Origin of the sequence: Streptomyces sp. NPDC088147, from assembly GCF_044741565.1 — a bacterium.
GTDB lineage: Bacteria > Actinomycetota > Actinomycetes > Streptomycetales > Streptomycetaceae > Streptomyces.
Genome location: NZ_JBIUSY010000003.1, coordinates 644649 through 660333, shown reverse-complemented (window position 1 = coordinate 660333; position 15685 = coordinate 644649). Strand labels below are relative to the sequence as shown.

The 15685-nt window shown below is 69.6% G+C and carries 17 protein-coding genes and 1 pseudogene; 11 read left to right on the top strand and 7 right to left on the bottom strand.

The annotated features are described in order from the left end of the window. Positions 1-47 precede the first annotated feature (47 nt). The gene (locus ACIOGX_RS13815) at positions 48-1496 is read left to right on the top strand and encodes a YibE/F family protein (protein ID WP_401912873.1); all 1449 of its coding nucleotides are present in this window, start codon (positions 48-50) and stop codon (positions 1494-1496) included. A gap of 28 nt (positions 1497-1524) precedes the next feature. Here ACIOGX_RS13815 and ACIOGX_RS13810 read toward each other — a convergent pair whose 3' ends face one another. The 4 genes from ACIOGX_RS13810 to ACIOGX_RS13795 form a co-directional block, all read right to left on the bottom strand. Further along, positions 1525-1959 (bottom strand): SsgA family sporulation/cell division regulator, encoded by a 435-nt coding sequence (locus ACIOGX_RS13810; RefSeq protein WP_129767327.1) that lies wholly within the window; start codon positions 1957-1959, stop codon positions 1525-1527. A gap of 101 nt (positions 1960-2060) precedes the next feature. Next, positions 2061-2831, bottom strand: coding sequence for an IclR family transcriptional regulator (locus ACIOGX_RS13805; protein ID WP_401912870.1), 771 nt, complete (start codon positions 2829-2831; stop codon positions 2061-2063). Positions 2832-3120: 289 nt separating this feature from the next. Then, complete coding sequence (locus ACIOGX_RS13800) at positions 3121-3345, bottom strand: DUF5326 family protein (RefSeq protein WP_401765702.1); 225 nt, start codon at positions 3343-3345, stop codon at positions 3121-3123. A gap of 229 nt (positions 3346-3574) precedes the next feature. Continuing rightward, positions 3575-3892, bottom strand: coding sequence for a cupin domain-containing protein (locus tag ACIOGX_RS13795; RefSeq protein ID WP_129767324.1), 318 nt, complete (start codon positions 3890-3892; stop codon positions 3575-3577). Positions 3893-3907: 15 nt separating this feature from the next. Here ACIOGX_RS13795 and ACIOGX_RS13790 point away from each other — a divergent pair, with 15 nt between their 5' ends. The 5 genes from ACIOGX_RS13790 to ACIOGX_RS13770 all read left to right on the top strand — a co-directional run bounded on the left by ACIOGX_RS13790 (position 3908) and on the right by ACIOGX_RS13770 (position 7675). Next, the gene (locus tag ACIOGX_RS13790) at positions 3908-4288 is read left to right on the top strand and encodes a phage holin family protein (RefSeq protein WP_356508985.1); all 381 of its coding nucleotides are present in this window, start codon (positions 3908-3910) and stop codon (positions 4286-4288) included. Between the two features lie 8 nt (positions 4289-4296). Beyond that, on the top strand, positions 4297-4833 hold the full coding sequence (locus ACIOGX_RS13785) for a low molecular weight protein-tyrosine-phosphatase (RefSeq protein ID WP_401912865.1): 537 nt from the start codon (positions 4297-4299) through the stop codon (positions 4831-4833). Between the two features lie 17 nt (positions 4834-4850). Further along, the gene (locus ACIOGX_RS13780) at positions 4851-5972 is read left to right on the top strand and encodes a cystathionine gamma-lyase (RefSeq protein ID WP_401912862.1); all 1122 of its coding nucleotides are present in this window, start codon (positions 4851-4853) and stop codon (positions 5970-5972) included. 276 nt (positions 5973-6248) lie between these two features. Further along, complete coding sequence (locus tag ACIOGX_RS13775; protein ID WP_129767320.1) at positions 6249-7142, top strand: LysR family transcriptional regulator; 894 nt, start codon at positions 6249-6251, stop codon at positions 7140-7142. A 53-nt stretch (positions 7143-7195) separates the two neighbouring features. Next, entirely contained in the window at positions 7196-7675 is a 480-nt protein-coding gene (locus ACIOGX_RS13770; protein ID WP_129767319.1) for an NUDIX domain-containing protein, read from the top strand. A gap of 69 nt (positions 7676-7744) precedes the next feature. Here ACIOGX_RS13770 and ACIOGX_RS13765 read toward each other — a convergent pair whose 3' ends face one another. Both ACIOGX_RS13765 and ACIOGX_RS13760 read right to left on the bottom strand, forming a co-directional pair. After that, positions 7745-9538, bottom strand: a complete 1794-nt coding sequence (locus ACIOGX_RS13765; RefSeq protein WP_401912858.1) for a globin domain-containing protein — start codon at positions 9536-9538, stop codon at positions 7745-7747. Positions 9539-9878: 340 nt separating this feature from the next. Continuing rightward, positions 9879-10517: an HAD family phosphatase gene (locus tag ACIOGX_RS13760; RefSeq protein WP_129767317.1), complete on the bottom strand. Its 639-nt coding sequence runs from the start codon at positions 10515-10517 to the stop codon at positions 9879-9881. Between the two features lie 77 nt (positions 10518-10594). Between ACIOGX_RS13760 and ACIOGX_RS13755 the strand changes: the two genes are divergently transcribed. The 3 genes from ACIOGX_RS13755 (at position 10595) to ACIOGX_RS13745 (ending at position 12587) form a co-directional block, all read left to right on the top strand. Then, positions 10595-11137: a DUF2269 domain-containing protein gene (locus tag ACIOGX_RS13755; RefSeq protein WP_401765688.1), complete on the top strand. Its 543-nt coding sequence runs from the start codon at positions 10595-10597 to the stop codon at positions 11135-11137. Positions 11138-11142: 5 nt separating this feature from the next. Beyond that, the gene (locus tag ACIOGX_RS13750) at positions 11143-12009 is read left to right on the top strand and encodes a GNAT family N-acetyltransferase (RefSeq protein ID WP_401912855.1); all 867 of its coding nucleotides are present in this window, start codon (positions 11143-11145) and stop codon (positions 12007-12009) included. Positions 12010-12134: 125 nt separating this feature from the next. Then, positions 12135-12587, top strand: coding sequence for a GNAT family N-acetyltransferase (locus ACIOGX_RS13745; RefSeq protein WP_356508969.1), 453 nt, complete (start codon positions 12135-12137; stop codon positions 12585-12587). Between the two features lie 133 nt (positions 12588-12720). Here the strand turns inward: ACIOGX_RS13745 and ACIOGX_RS13740 are convergent, their stop codons facing one another. Beyond that, positions 12721-14112 carry a serine hydrolase domain-containing protein gene (locus ACIOGX_RS13740; RefSeq protein WP_401912851.1) on the bottom strand — a complete coding sequence of 464 codons (1392 nt, stop codon included), beginning with the start codon at positions 14110-14112 and terminating at the stop codon, positions 12721-12723. A gap of 95 nt (positions 14113-14207) precedes the next feature. Between ACIOGX_RS13740 and ACIOGX_RS13735 the strand changes: the two are divergent. Continuing rightward, a pseudogene (locus ACIOGX_RS13735) lies at positions 14208-14579 on the top strand (VOC family protein); the annotation flags it as partial. Positions 14580-14619: 40 nt separating this feature from the next. Then, positions 14620-15585: an aldo/keto reductase gene (locus ACIOGX_RS13730; protein WP_384768966.1), complete on the top strand. Its 966-nt coding sequence runs from the start codon at positions 14620-14622 to the stop codon at positions 15583-15585. Positions 15586-15685 lie beyond the last annotated feature (100 nt).

Below are 15685 nucleotides of genomic sequence, written 5' to 3'. Positions count from 1 at the left end.
CCGGCGTGCTGAACAGAGGGCCCCTTCCTTCTTGCGATGATCGGTCGGTGACCCCTCCCCAGCAGACTCACGAAGCGCACGGCCACTCGCACAGCCATGGTCCGGCCGCTCCGGTCTCCCAGCACCTCCGCAAAGTCATCGCGGCGGTCCTGATTCCGTTCGCGGTCGCCGTGGCCGTCGGGCTCGCCGTGCTCTGGCCGGGCGGTGCCCCGGCACACGAGCGCACCGGTGTGGGCTTCGACCGGCAGACGGAGCAGGGCCAGGTCGTACGGATCGAACGGGTCGACTGCAAGGACGTCAACGCCTCCCAGCTCCCGTCGACCGGCGACACCACACAGCCCCAGGGGCGTGAGGCGCAGCGGGCGGAGACCGGGGAGTGCAAGAAGGCCACGGTCGAGGTCACGACCGGCAAGGAGAAGGGGCGGACCTTCGTCGAGGTCGTCCAGCCGGACGCGCCGCGGCAGTTTCACGTGAAACAGGGCGTCGTGGTGGCATACGCACCCGATGCGCCGCGGGATCTCCAGTACTCCGTGACGGACGTGGACCGTAAGCTCCCCCTGACACTGCTGGCGGGGATCTTCGCGCTCGTGGTGGTCGTGGTGGGGCGGATGCGCGGCGTCATGGCGCTGGTCGCGCTCATCGCCTCGTTCGCCGTTCTGACGCTCTTCATCCTGCCCGCGATCTTGCAGGGATCGAATCCGCTGATCGTGGCGGTCGTCGGCGCCAGCGCGATCATGCTGATCGCCCTCTATCTCTGCCACGGTCTGACGGCACGTACCTCGGTCGCGGTCCTGGGCACGCTGATCTCGCTACTGCTGATCGGGCTGCTGGGGTCCGTCTTCATCGGCTGGGCGAGCCTGAGTGGCAACACCGACGACAACACCGGGCTGATCCACGGCCTGTATCCCGAGATCGACATGAGCGGTCTGCTGCTGGCGGGCGTGATCATCGGTTCGCTCGGCGTGCTCGACGATGTGACGGTGACCCAGACCTCGGCGGTCTGGGAGCTACGTCAGGCGGATCCGACGATGGGACCACGCGCGCTCTACCGGGCGGCCATCCGGATCGGCCGGGACCATATCGCCTCGGTGGTCAATACGCTCGTCCTCGCCTACGCGGGCGCGGCGCTGCCGCTGCTGCTGCTCTTCTCGATCGCGCAGTCGAGCATGGGAACGGTCGCGAACAGCGAGCTGGTGGCGGAGGAGATCGTCCGCACGCTGGTGGGTTCGATCGGGCTGGTCGCCTCCGTGCCGGTCACGACAGCGCTGGCGGCGCTGGTGGTCTCCGCCGACCGGCACGCCCCGGAGGCGCCTGGCATGGCACCGTACCCGGCGCCCGCGGGACCGGGCCCCGGCCCGGGTTCGGCGCCAGGACAGGGGGCAGCGCCCGGACACGGTTCAGCGCCTGAACAGGGTTCTACGACGGCCACCTCGCTGCCGGCGCAGAACGCGCTGACCCGCAAGCTCGGTGGCAGGGGACGCCGGCGCAAGAAGTGACCGTGCTGGCGTGAGGCCGGACGGTCGGTCAGCCGGCGTTCTCCTCGGCGAGGATGCGACCGAGCGCCTCCTCCAGATTGCCCTCGAAGTCACTGAGCGTGCGCTCCTGACCGAGCGGGACCAACCGGTCCGTACGGTCGAGGAAGGCCACCAGCGGCGCCGCGCTGACGCGGAAGAGCGCGTGATCGTCGCCGACCTGGAGCCGCATATGGACGTCGGAGAGGTCCTCCGGCGTGGTCGGCGCGATATGCACATCGCCGTCCCCACTGGGCGTGTTGATTCCGTCGAGCAGCAGTTCGCGGCCGAAAGTCCAGGTCACGGGGGCATCGCCGGGCAGATGGAAGGTCATCCGCACGGCGTAGGGATCCCGCATCTCGTAGTGGAGTTCCACCGGGATTCGGAACGAGAGCTCCTCGGAGACGAGGAAGCTCATCAGGACCTCGGCCTGGACCGACTCGCGCATCGTGTACTCCGGAGTAGATGAAGCAGTGGCTGGGAATGATCCCATGGACCCTCTTGACGCAATCGTGCTGTAAGCGCTAGCGGATCACAAGGAGTAATTTTTCAGATACTGATAGAGACGGCGAGAGAGTTCGCCAGCGATTCGATCTCTCTGCGTAACCGCTCGACCGCCAGAAGCAGCTGTTCCTGCTGATGGAGTGGTATGGAAATGGCCACGGCGCCCGCGGCGGCTCCGGCCTCGATCGGTACGGCCGCGTAGACGGTGCCGAGCCGGTATTCCTGTCGCTCCACCACCGGCTCCGCGGGTCCCAGCGACCCGAGGCGCTCCAGCAGCGTCCCGCGGTCCGGTACGGAATAGGGCGTGAGCGGGCGGACGGGGTAGCGGTCCAGATGGTCGCGGCGGGATTCCTCGTCGAGCCGGCTGAGCAGACACTGCCCGAGCGCGTGTGCGTGCCCGCTCTCGCGGATGTCCGCCCCGTCGGCGACCGCCGGGGCCGCGGGGCTGTCCGCCACGGAGACGAGATCGATCTCACCGTTGTCGTAGACCGCGAAGTACACCGGGGCCCCGGTCGCGTCGTGCCATCGGCCGAGCGATTCGGTGATCTTGCTGCGACGATTCTGCGGGGCGTCGCCGTGCGCCAGCCGCTGTACGGCGTCGCCGAGTACGAAGACGCCCCTCTCCCGTCGGAGATAGCCCTCGTGTGTGAGCGTGCGCAGCAGGTGGTAGGCGGTGGGGAGCGGGAGGCCGGCCTCGCGTGCGAGCTGCTTCGCGGGGGCCCCGTCCGGATGGGAGGCCGCCGACTCCAGCAGTCGCAGCGCTCGCTGTACCGAACCGATCAGAGTTGGGGCTGCGGTACGTGTAGCTGTGGCCAAAGGTCACCCCCAGGCGTGCTGACGGGCGAGAGCCCGCCCGCGGGGGCCGCCCCCGCGCGCCCGCCGCACTCCTGAGGGAACCGAGGGACCGAAGGCACCTCGAGACGGATCCGAGGAACCTTGAGGCCCCGCCCAGAAAAATCGCACAAACCAATGGTCAGAGCGATCTTCGATGGTGTTTTCCCAGGGCGCGACAGTGGTTTGCCACTCTAAGGGCAGGCCGGGGCGAGGGATGTTTTCCCCTTCACCTTTCCCTCGCGCGGGCTAACGGCCGTTCGAGCGGGGAGTTCTACCAGTCACCGCGCGACGAGGAGGAAGAGGAAGACATGAACTTCCGTACGACATAGACCAGTCCGCCGACCAGGGCCACCAGGATCAGCAGCTTGAAGAGCAGGCCGACCACGATCGAGACGACCGTCGTGATCAGTCCGCCGAACACGACGAGGACGATCACGGGAACCGCGATCCACTTCACCCACCAGGGAAGCCCCGAGAGTACGCCCCGAACCGCCATCGTCCTTACCTCGCTTCGCCGAAAAGCCCGAGTATCCGTCTTGCTCCCTCGATGCTAGAGGCGAGGGGGCGTGCGTGGCGGCCCCGCGGCCCCCGATCTCCCCTGATCCGACCCTGAGGCGGACCTGAGGGTCGGGAGGCGGACGGTCGGGGACGGCGAGGCAGCGGGACGGACGGCGGGGAAGCGGTGGGCGGATGAACGGGGAGGACAGGAAGGGCGCGGGCGGCGGTCAGCCCTCGGGCGGGGAGAACACGACCATCACGCGCAGGTCCTCGCTGATGTGATGGAACTTGTGCGCGGTGCCGGCCGGGACGTACACCACACTTCCCCGGCTGACCTGCGTGGTCTCCATCCCGACGGTGAGCGAGGCACGGCCGCTCACGACGAAGTAGACCTCGTCCTGCCGGTGCGGCTGCTGCGGGTCGCTCGCGCCGGCGTCCAGCGCGTACAGCCCCACAGACATGTTGCGTTCCCGCACAAACTGCAGATACGCCCCGTCGTTGGCGGCACGTTCCGCCTCCAGCTCATCCAGTCGGAATGCCTTCATGCCACGATCAGACACATGAAGAATTTCCTCGTCAAGACGATCGCCAACGCGGGCGCCCTGGCAGTCGCGATCTGGCTGATCCAGAACATCACCCTGACCGGCGACAGCACCGGCAAGAAGGCCCTGACGCTGGTGCTCGTCGCCCTGCTCTTCGGCCTGATCAACTTCATAGTCAAGCCGGTGGTGCAGTTGCTGACACTGCCGCTGTTCATCCTCACACTCGGGCTGATCACGCTGGTGATCAACGCCCTGATGCTGCTGCTGACCTCGTGGCTCGCGGACACGCTCGACCTGGGCTTCCACGTCGAAGGCTTCTGGACAGCCGTACTCGGCGGCCTGATCATCTCGATCGTGTCGTGGGCGCTGAACGTCGTGCTCCCCGACGGCAAGGACTGAGCGGCCCCATGACCTCTCCCTACCGCGTCTGCTTCGTCTGCACGGGCAATATCTGCCGCTCGCCCATCGCCGAGTCCGTCTTCCGCGCACGGCTCACGGAAGCCGGCCTCGACGGCCTGGTCGAAGCGGACAGCGCGGGCACCGACGGCTGGCACGAAGGCGACAGCGCGGACCCGCGCGCCGTCGCCGTCCTCGACGCGCACGGCTACGGCAGCGACCACACCGCACGGCAGTTCCACGCCTCGTGGTTCCTGCGGCTCGATCTGGTGATCGCACTGGACGAAGGGCATCTGCGCGAGCTGCGGCGCCTCGCGCCGACGCCGGAGGACGCGGCGAAGGTGCGCCTGCTGCGGTCCTACGACCTGTCCCTCGCGCCCTCCCCCGATCCCTCCCTCGGGCTCTCGGGCGAACCGTCCGGCGATCTCGGCGTGCCCGACCCGTACTACGGCGGGAGCGCCGGGTTCGAGGAGTGCCTGGAGATGGTGGAGGCGGCGAGCGAAGGACTGCTCGCCACCGTACGGAACGCGATCGAGAAGGCGGCATGAGCGAGCGAGGAGACAGCATGAGCATCGGGGACGGCACCCGAGCGGTACGGGCCGGGCTGCCCGACCCCGTGAAGTACGAACCGACCCTGCCGGGACCGGTCTTCGCCGCCCACTTCCACCTGCCGGGCGAGCCGACGGGCCCGTACACCTACGGCCGGGACGAGAACCCGACCTGGACCCATCTCGAACGCGCCATCAGCGAGCTGGAGGCACCGGGGGAGCCGGCCGAGACCGTCGTCTTCGCCTCCGGCATGGCCGCGATCTCGGCGGTGGCCTTCTCGCAGCTGCGGGCCGGTGAGGTGATCGTCCTGCCGGACGACGGCTACCAGGCCCTGCCGCTGCTGCGGGAGCGCCTGGAGGCGTACGGCGTGACGGTACGGACCGCGCCGACCGGCGCGGACGCCCAGCTGCGCGTCCTGGAGGGGGCGCGGCTGCTCTGGATCGAGACACCGTCCAACCCCGGCCTGGACGTCTGCGACATCAGGCGGATGGTGAGGGAAGCGCACGCCGCGGGCGCGCTGGTCGCCGTCGACAACACCCTCGCCACCCCGCTCGGCCAGCGACCGCTGGAACTGGGCGCGGACTTCTCGGTGGCCAGCGACACCAAGGGCATGACCGGCCACGGCGACATCCTGCTCGGCCATGTCACCAGCGGGAATCCGGAACTGGCGGCGGGCGTACGGCGCTGGCGCAAGGTCGTCGGGGCGATCCCCGGGCCGATGGAGGCCTGGCTCGCGCACCGCTCACTGGCCACGCTCCAGCTGCGCGTCGACCGGCAGTGCGCCGGCGCGCTGGTACTGGCGCGGGCGCTGGAGACACGCGCCGACGTCGACGGGCTGCGCTACCCCGGCCTGCCCGACGACCCCTCGTACCCCGTCGCCTCCCAGCAGATGCGGCGCTTCGGCTCCGTGGTGTCGTTCGTACTCCCCGACCGGGAGTGGGCCGAACGCTTCCTGGACGGACTGCGGCTGGTCGACGACGCGACGAGCTTCGGCGGCGTACGGTCCACGGCGGAACGGCGCGGACGATGGGGCGGCGACGCCGTGCCGGAAGGCTTCATCCGCTTCTCCGTCGGGGCCGAGGATCCCGAAGACCTGGTCGCGGATGTACTGCGGGCCCTGGACGAGGCGGCTCCCTGAGCACAGGCCTCCGTGGCATGACCCCGCTCCGCCCCACGCGCTCTCCGGGTCTTCCGGGGCTTCCGGGTCTCCCGGCTCTTCCGGGCAGACGGTCCGAGCCTCCCCCCTCATGGCTCGGACCGTCCCAGGTTCCACGCGCGGAGAACCATTTGCCCAAGGCTAGTTGACTCTGCGTCAGTGTCCAATCACAGTAGCGACAGCGACCTATCGACTTATTTATAGTTGACTGTCCGGAGTTGCCGCGGGGGCCGAGGCTCGAGACGGGAGAGCGGGAACATGGACCTGGCCCTGCTGCGCACCTTCGTCACCGTGCACCGCGCAGGCTCCTTCACCCGCGCCGCGGCCCTGCTCGGCCTCTCCCAGCCCGCGGTGACCGGCCAGATCAGAACCCTGGAACGACAGCTCGGCCGGCCGCTCTTCCTGCGCCAGGCGCGCGGCGTCACCCCGACCACCATCGGCGACGAACTCGCCCAGCGCGCCGCGCCCCATCTCGACGCGCTCGTCGAGATCGCCGAGACCGGACTCGACGAGGAATCCGGCGTACGGACACTCCACCTGGCCGGACCACCGGAGTTCACCTCCCTGCGCGCCCTGCCCGCGCTCACCCCGCTCACCACCCAGGGCCTCGCCCTGCGCACCTCGTTCTTCGGCAACCCCGAAGAGGCCCTGGAAGGACTGGCCGCCGGACACCACGATCTGGCCATCACCACCACCCGGCCGCGCGGCGGACTGCTCACCTCGACCCCGCTCTGCGACGAGGAGCACGTACTGATCGCCGCACCCCGCTGGGCCGCCAGGCTGGGCCACGACGTACTGCGCGAGGGCCAGGTGGTGCTGGAACAGCTGCCCGTGGTGGAAGTGCACGAGTCCCTCCCGCTCGTCTCCCGCTACTGGGCGAGCGTCTTCGAGTCCCAGCCGGCCGCCGCCGGCACCGTGATCGCCCCTGACCTGCGGGCCGTCCTCGAATGCACGGCGGCGGGCGCCGGGCTGGCCGTACTGCCCCGCTACCTCTGCGAAGGAGCGCTGGAGCGCGGAGAAGTGGTCGCGCTGCTCGATCCGCCCGTACCCCCGCTGCGCACGTATTTCCTGGTCGTACGCACCGGCACCCTCACCCTGCCCCCCGTCGCACGGGCGCACGAGTGGCTGCTGCGCGCCGCGGAGGAGTGGTGAGGGAAGAAGCGGGCGGGAGTTTCAGAAGGGGGATCCCGGGCGAACCTCTTCCCATGACCGAAAGGCCCGTGGTCAAGCGCACCGCACGCGCCGTCCTGCTCGACGGCGACGACCTGATCCTGATCAAACGCACCAAGCCGGGAGTCGATCCCTACTGGCTCACCCCCGGCGGCGGAGTGGAGCCGACGGACGCGACCGTCGTCGACGCACTCCACCGCGAAGTCCACGAAGAGCTCGGCGCCAAGGTCATGGATGTGGTGCCCTGCTTCGTCGATACCGTGGAGCACATCGCCGACGGCGGCGTGACCGGCGTCAAAGTTCAGCACTTCTTCGTCTGCCGGCTGGCGTCGATGGACCCCTCGCAGCGGCACGGCCCCGAGATCGAGGAGCCCCACGGGGAGTACGAGATCGTCCGGGTGCCCTTCAGCCGCGTCGGGATCGCCGCCGTCCACCTCGTACCGCTGTCACTGCGGCACTACCTGGACGGCAATATCGAGGGCGTACGCGCGATGCACGCCCCCGACCTGGGCTGAGACCACCGGCCGGCCCGGCGGCACCGGGTTCCGAGCCGCAGGAGCGGGCCCTGTCCCACCGGACAGGGCCTAGCCGATCGCCGCCACCAGTTCTTCGAGGGAGTCGTGACGGATGCGCTCCAGCGGGATCCCGGATCCCTTGAGCGCGTCGAGGCTGCTGCGGATCATCCCGGGCGGCCCCGACAGATACGCGTCGTACTCGTGCCAGGGACCGTAGTCGCGCACCGCCTCCGGAAGCCGCCCCGTAAGCCCCTGGCTGGGCCCCTCGGCGACCACCGGACGCACCGCCAGCCACGGATGCACGCTCTGGAGCCGCAGCATCGTCTCGATGTCGTACAGATCCTCGTCATGGCGCGCACCGTAGAAGACCTCGACCGGGCGCCGGTGCCCGTGCTCCGCGACATCCTCGACGAGCGCCTTGATCGGCGCTATGCCCGTACCGCCGCCCAGGCAGAGCAGACCGTTGTCCGTGCTGTGGTCGACCGTCATCGAACCGGCCGGCGGGCCGAGACGCAGAACGTCGCCGGGACGGGCGTGATGGACCAGCGCGTTGGAGACCCAGCCCGCCGGAACCGCCTTCACGTGGAAGGACAGCAGACCGTCCGGGCGGGGCGCGGAAGCGAACGAGTAGTGCCGCCAGACCCGCGGCCACCACGGCGTCTCCAGGCTGGTGTACTGCCCCGCCACAAACGGATACGGCTGGTCGGGGCGGACCGTGACGACAGCGATGTCGGACGTGCGCAGATCGTGCGAGACCACCTCGGCCTGCCACCACGCCGGCGCGTGCCGCTCGTTCTCCGCCGCCGCGTCGATCATGATCTGCGAGATCGTGGTGTACGTCCTGACCCAGGCGCCCTCGGTCTCGTCGTCCCAACTGGCCGAGGCATAACGGGACAGCGCGCCCAGAAGGGCCTCACCGACAGCGGGATAGTGCGCGGCCTGCGTGCCGTACTTGCGGTGTCCCCGGCCCAGCTGCCGGAGATAGCCCGTCAGCACGTCCGGGGTGTCCATGTGCTCGGCGGCGGTCAGCAGCGCCTTGAGGAGCCGGTCGCGCTGGGCGTCCATGGCGACGGGGAACAGCGCGCGCAGATCCGGGTGACGGACGAAGAGCAGCGAATAGAAGTACGAGGTGACCTGGTCGGCGACCGGAGCGATCTCGGCCAGCGTACGGCGGACCAGGACCGCGTCCGGAGAAGCGTTCGGGTCGTCCGCGGGAGCGGAGGGGCCGGCGGGAGCGGGGGGCGCTGCCGGGGCCGCGGCGGACGGTTGCGGCGCCGGAACCTCGGGAGGCAGCGCGGCCGACACGGGTGCGGGCGGCACGGGTGCGGGCGGCACCGGTGCACCCGGCTCCGCCGCTCCTGGCCGCGCTTCTCCTGGCATGGCCGCGGAGGCCGGTTCAGCGCCGCTCCCGGCCGCCGCGACGGGATCAGCGGCGGCTATGGCGGAGTCCGCGGCGACCGTGGCGGGATCGGGATCGACAGGATCCTCGTGGACCGGCGGATGAGGAGCCGGTCCGTCCCCGCCGCGCACCCCCTTGCCGCGCGGCCGGAAGGCCTCGGGAACATCATCCACGGGCCCTGGCTGCCGCCCGGCCGCCGTATCCGTCCGTGCTTCATGTCCCGCGGCGCCCTCGCGCGAAGGCGGAGCGGAACGAGCGGCCCCGGAGCCCACCGGGCGTATGGAGGCAAGTGAGCGACTCGGGACGGGTATTCGCTCCCGGCCCGCTGCCTCCTCCGCGCCGCCCGTGGTCCCGGAGTCCGGCCGGCCCTCGCTCTTCGGGGCCTTACGGGGCGCGAACCAACCGCCTCCTCCGCCGTCTCCGGAAGTGCCGTTGTCGGCCGACGTGGTGGTCGGAGCGTCCATGGTGTGCCTCGCCTCGAACATCTTTCGGTCGGTCTGCGCACTTCCGCTGGCCCGGAATACGCTAGCAATTCCCCGCTCTGACTAGGACTGTTGACACCTCACGTTAACCTCCACCGAAGCCCCAATTCGGGCACAAGGTGAAGGAGTGCGACATTGTCCGCAACGCCTGCACACGCAGCATGACAGGCGAACTCGCCACAGGGGACAAAGAGCGCGAAGTCCGGGCATCCACACCGGATTTACCGTTAGGCTGCATCGCTCCTGTGCTCATTCGCCGGATTCCGGCCGCGTTTCCCGCGGCACCTCCGGGTCAGAGTATTACTGCCGCCGCCGTACCGGTTCACTGGAGGCGGACCAGTTCATAGACCTCACGCAGATCACCCCCCGTGTACGTGTGTGTGGCAAGCCCCGACAGATGGTGATCCGCATTCACCGCCACCGCCCGGGGCACCGCGGCGAAGATCTCCGCGTCGGACATCGAATCACCGTAGGCGACACAGTCGTCCAGGCTCACCCCGAACTCTGCACACAGCCGGTTCGCGATCTTCACCTTGGCGGCGGGGTTCAAAATGCCCGCCCGGTCGACCGGCTCGGTGAAAGGCAGCACCGGCCAGCGGGAACCATGCGCGGCATGCGCACCCCACTCCAGCAGCCGCGCGACAAAGAAGTCGGGCGACAAGGAGATAACAGCGCAGTAATCCCCCCGCTTCCGGATATCCGCCCAGACCTCGCGGATACCCAGCAGCCAAGGCGCACCCTCGAAAGCCGCCGCCACCTGCACCGTAGTGAGTTCCGCCCACAGCTCCCGGGCCCGCACCGCGAACTCGTCCGGCGCCAGCCCGAGCGACAGGAACTCACGCTCCAGCTCAGCGATTTCGTCCCCCAGCCCCAGCTGCCGCGAAATCTCCACGGCCGCCGCCGAACCACGGATCAGCGTTCCATCGAGATCGAAGAGATGAAGTCTGCGTTCGCTCGCCATGTACGCCGAGGTTAGTACGCCGGGTTACTCCCGCGGGCAGACGCCCCACACCCCCGCCGCCAGGCACCGTGTTTCACGTGAAACAACTCAAGCGGCCCGCGCGCCGGACCCTTCTCGTCACGCATGTCGCCACATCCGTGAGCTGGCTGGGACTCACCCTCGGCCTCCTCACCCTCGGCGTCACCGCCTTCATCACCGACGACGCGGCCACCACACAGGCCGCCTACCGTGCCATGAAGATCTTCGCCGACTGGCTGATCATCCCCATCGCCCTGCTCGCCCTCCTCAGCGGAGTCCTGCTCTCACTCGGGACCCCCTGGGGCCTGGCCCGACACCGCTGGGTGTGGACCAAGTTCTGGCTCACCCTGATCACCCTCGCGGCAACCGTCTTCGCCCTGCGGCCCGGCATCACCGACGCCGCGGCCGCAGGACTCCCCGACAGCAGCCTCGTCGCCGCACCCACCGTGGCGAGCTGCGCCTATCTCTTCATGACAGCGATCTCCATCCTCAAACCCTGGGGACTCACACAGCGCGGAAGGCGTCTACGGCGCACGGCTCCATCCCGTCGGATCACTTCTCGTAAAGTGGTGGACGAACGATCATCGGCTCCGACAGCCTGATCCTTATGCCGACACCGCTCTCCGCACAGCCGATCCGCCGCCTGACCATGAGCGACCTCCAGTCCTGCGCGGACCTCGCCGAGGACCGCGACTGGGCACGCGAGGAGCACAAGTGGGGCCTGCTGCTCGCGGCGAGCACCGCCTACGGCATCGACGACCCGACAGGCAACGGACTGGCCGCGGTCTGTGTCGTCACCTCGTACGGACCCACGGACCGTCCGGAACTCGCGGCCATCGGCATGATGCTCGTCGCCGGACGGCATGCCCGCCAGGGGCTCGGGCGGCGGCTCATGAACCACGCGCTGCACGAGGCCGGGGACACCCCGCTCACCCTCTATGCCACCCCGTTCGGACGCCCGCTCTACGAAAAGCTCGGCTTCACCGACGTCGGCGAGGCCGAGACGCTCCTCGGACACCTCCGGTCACCGGAACACCCGCCACGGGTCGCCACCCGCCCCGCGACCGCCGGTGACCTGCCGGCCCTCGTACGCCTCGACACCGAAGTCTTCGGAGCAGACCGCACCCACCTCATCGCACGGCTCCCCGCCTTCGCCGACCGGCTCAGAGTCGCGGAAGAAGGCTCCACCCTCATCGGCTACGCGGCGGTCTGGCCCACACCGGCCGCAGATGTCATCGGCCCGCTGATCGCCCGGGACACCGAGACCGCGAAAGCGCTGATCTCCTCACTGGCCGACGGCTCGGAGCGCCCCGTACGTACCGTCATCGACCTGCGCCACAAGGAACTCCTGAACTGGCTCAAGGACCACGATCTGAAGCCGGTCACCCTCACCACACTCATGGCGTACGGCGACCGGGACCTGCCCGGCGACCGGTCCCGGCGATTCGCGCCACTCAACATGGCCACCGGCTGAGCCGTCCGTCCGGCCAACCGCCCGGATGCCGCACGGCGCCGCGGTGCGGGCCACCGGAAGCCCCGAGACCGGCCCTGGGCATCCGTCCGGCCGCTGCCGCCGGCCTCAGGCGTACGCTGCGGATCATGAGCGATCTGAACATACGGCCCGCCGCCCCCGACGACATCCCCGCCATCGTGGCGATGCTCGCGGACGACCCGCTGGGCGCCCAGCGCGAGTCCCTCGACGACCTCACCCCGTACACCGAGGCCTACGAACGGCTCGCCCGCGACCCGAACCAGCATGTGGTCGTGGCAGAACGCGACGGCCGGGTCATCGGCACGCTCCAGCTCACGATCATCCCTGGCCTCTCCCGGCGCGGCGCCACCCGCTCCATCATCGAAGCCGTACGCGTCCACGCCGACGAGCGCGGCAGCGGACTCGGCACCCGCTTCATCGAGTGGGCGGTCGACGAATCCCGCCGCCAGGGCTGCCAGCTGGTCCAGCTGACCTCCGACGCCAGCCGCACCGACGCCCACCGCTTCTACGAGCGGCTCGGCTTCACCGCCTCGCACGTCGGTTTCAAGATGAGCATCTGAGACCGCACCCGCGCGTAGTCCACCTCCACGTACGGAGCCGAAGCCGCGATCCGAGCGTGCGGCTTCGGAGCCCGCACGCGCTCTACCGCCGACTGACCGGCTTGCCCGGTTTCACGTGAAACATCATGGTCGGCTACTCCCTGAGATCCCCGAGGCCGCGCCAGCCCTTCGCGTCCACACCCCCCGGCACCGCGTCGTCCGGCGCATACGGCTCGCGCGTGAAGACGAACGACCCGAGGTCAAGATGGCTCACCGAGCCGTCAGGGCGCCGTACCACCCGCAGGGTCTCCCCCGCGTAGTAGCCATCGAGCCCCGTCCAGTCGCCGTCCGGCCGCACCACGAAGCGGGAACCACGTCCGCCGCCCCGTAGCGGGTTCAGCTCCAGGCCCCGGGCCGAGGACCACTTCAGCCCGAAGGGCTGCGTGCCCCAGTACCACGGCCCGGTGAGAGCCAGCAGCTCCAGTTCGGCCTCGGGCAGCGGACGCCACGGTTCGGGGAAGCGGGGCTCCGCGTCCGCCACAATGCCGATGAGATCGGCCGCGACCGCCCCGGCATACGGCCCCGACGTGGCATTGGCCAGCACCACCGCGGCCACGTCGTCCTCCACGCTGACCCACAGGCCGGCGACGAAGCCGGGCAGCGAACCCGTATGCCCCACCAGCGTCCGGTCCTCCCACCAGACAAGCTGCGTCCCGAGCCCGTAGCCGCCGTTCCGCTCCCCGGCCGCGGGCGGGACGGCCGGAGTCCGCAGCTCCCGCACGGACTCCGCGCTCAGGACCCTCTCGTCCCCCTCCGAGAGGAAGACCGCGAAGCGACAGAGATCGGCGGCCGTCGACCAGAGCTGACCGGCGGGGGCCATCAGTCCCAGGTCCTCCACCGGCTCCGGCAGCATCACATCGGCCCAGGGATGCACAGCCCAGCCACCCGCGTGCGGAGCCACCGGCTGAGCGGACGTACGGCCCATGGACAAGGGCTCAAGAACCTCACGCCGCAGCGCCTCCTCCCAGGACGTCCCCCGCACGGCCTCCACCAGCGAACCGAGCAGCGTGAAGCCCGGATTCGAGTAGTGGTGGCGTCGCCCCGCAGGGTGCAGCACGGGCCGCTCCCCGAGGACGTCCGCGAGCTCCGGGCGGAGCGAACCCGGTGTCCGCTCCCACCAGGGCGCCGGGGCCTCCGCGCTCAACCCCGCACTGTGCCCCAGGAGCTGAGCGATCGTGACCTCGCCCACCCCGGTGCCCGGAAGGTGCTTCTCCAGCGGATCATTCAGATCGAGCAGACCCTCATCACGCAGCCGCAGCACCAGCACGGCGGTGAACGTCTTGGTGATCGACCCGATCCGGTACTGCGTATCCGCGTCCGGAGCATGCCCCTCCATGCAACTACGGGCCCCTGTCCACACCATCCGCCCCTCCCGCGCCACCGCACCGACCAGTGACGGAGCGCGGCCCTCGGCCTGAGCTCGGGCGATGCGATGCGACAGAGCCCGACGTGTACTGGGCAACAGCTCTTCAGGAGATGAGGTCATGCTCCACATCTACCGGCGACAACCCGCCCGGTCGACTTCTTTTGGCCCACGGAATCGCCCTGGACAGAAACGACCGGAATGATCAGAGTGACCACATGACATCCCTGGTACGCCATATCACCATCGACTGCGGCGACACGTACGCCCTGGGCGGCTTCTGGGGCAAGGTCCTCGGCGCCTCCCTGGCGGACGACGACCTGCCCGGCGACTCGGAGGCACTGCTCGTGTCAGAGGGCGGCACGCTGCTGTTCATCGAGGTGCCCGAGGGCAAGTCCGCCAAGAACAGGGTCCACTTGGACCTCCAGCCACAGGACCGCACCCGCGACGAAGAGGTGGACCGCCTCCTCGCCCTCGGCGCCACCCTCGTGGGCGACCACCGCCGCCCCGACGGCACGGGCTGGGTCACCCTCGCGGACCCGGAGGGCAACGAATTCTGCGTGGAACGCAGCGCCGCGGAACGAGCGGCCTGATGCACCATCCTGACCAACCATGATGTGGAGGAGCACTGTGCGCTATCGCGAGCTGGGACGCAGTGGACTGTCGGTGTCCGAGATCGGCTACGGAGCCTGGGGCATCGGCGAGTCCGGCTGGGTGGGTGCCACGGAGGACGAATCCGTACGCGCGCTGCACCGCGCCATCGACCAGGGCGTGAACTTCATCGACACCGCACGCGGTTACGGCGAGAGCGAGCGGATCGTGGGCCAGGTGGTCCGCGAGCGGGCCGGTGACCAGGTGTACGTGGCGACCAAAGTGCCCCCGAAGAACCGCGCCTGGCCCGCCCCGGACGGGCTGGACCCCGCGGAGACCTTCCCCGGCGCGCATATCCGCGACAGCCTGGAGACCAGCCTGCGCGTCAGCGGCCTGGACCACTTCGACGTACTGCAGTTCCACGTCTGGAGCGACGAGTGGGCCGGGCGCGGCGACTGGCTGGAGACCATCGCCGAGCTGAAACAGCAAGGAAAGATCCGCCTGTTCGGCGTATCCATCAACGACCACCAGCCCGACAACGCCCTCGCCCTGGTCCGCAGCGGCGTGGTGGACACCGTGCAGGTCATCTACAACATCTTCGACCAGGCCCCGGCCGACACCCTGCTTCCCGCCTGCCAGGAACACGGGGTCGGCGTGATCGTCCGGGTGGCCCTCGACGAAGGCGGCCTGACGGGGCGTATCACAGCCGGAACCACCTTCCCCGACGGCGACTTCCGCAGCCGCTACTTCCGCGGCGACCGTCCCGCCCAGGTCGAGCAGCACGTCGACGCGATCACCAGCGAGCTGGGCATCGCCCCCGACGAGATCGCGGAAACCGCACTGCGGTACGTGCTCAGCGCACCGGCCGTCTCCACCGTCATCCCCGGCATGCGCACCGTACGGAACGTGGAGCGCAACACCGCCGTGAGCGACGGACGCCTGCTCACCGACGACCAGCTCACCCTGCTCGCCAAGCACCGCTGGCAGCGCAACTTCTACGCCTGACCCGGGGCCGCCTGCCCCGGAGTCGCCTGCCCCCGTCCGCACGACTGCCCCGGTGGGGACGCGAAACGCGTCCCCACCGGGGATCTCGGAGACGCGGTCA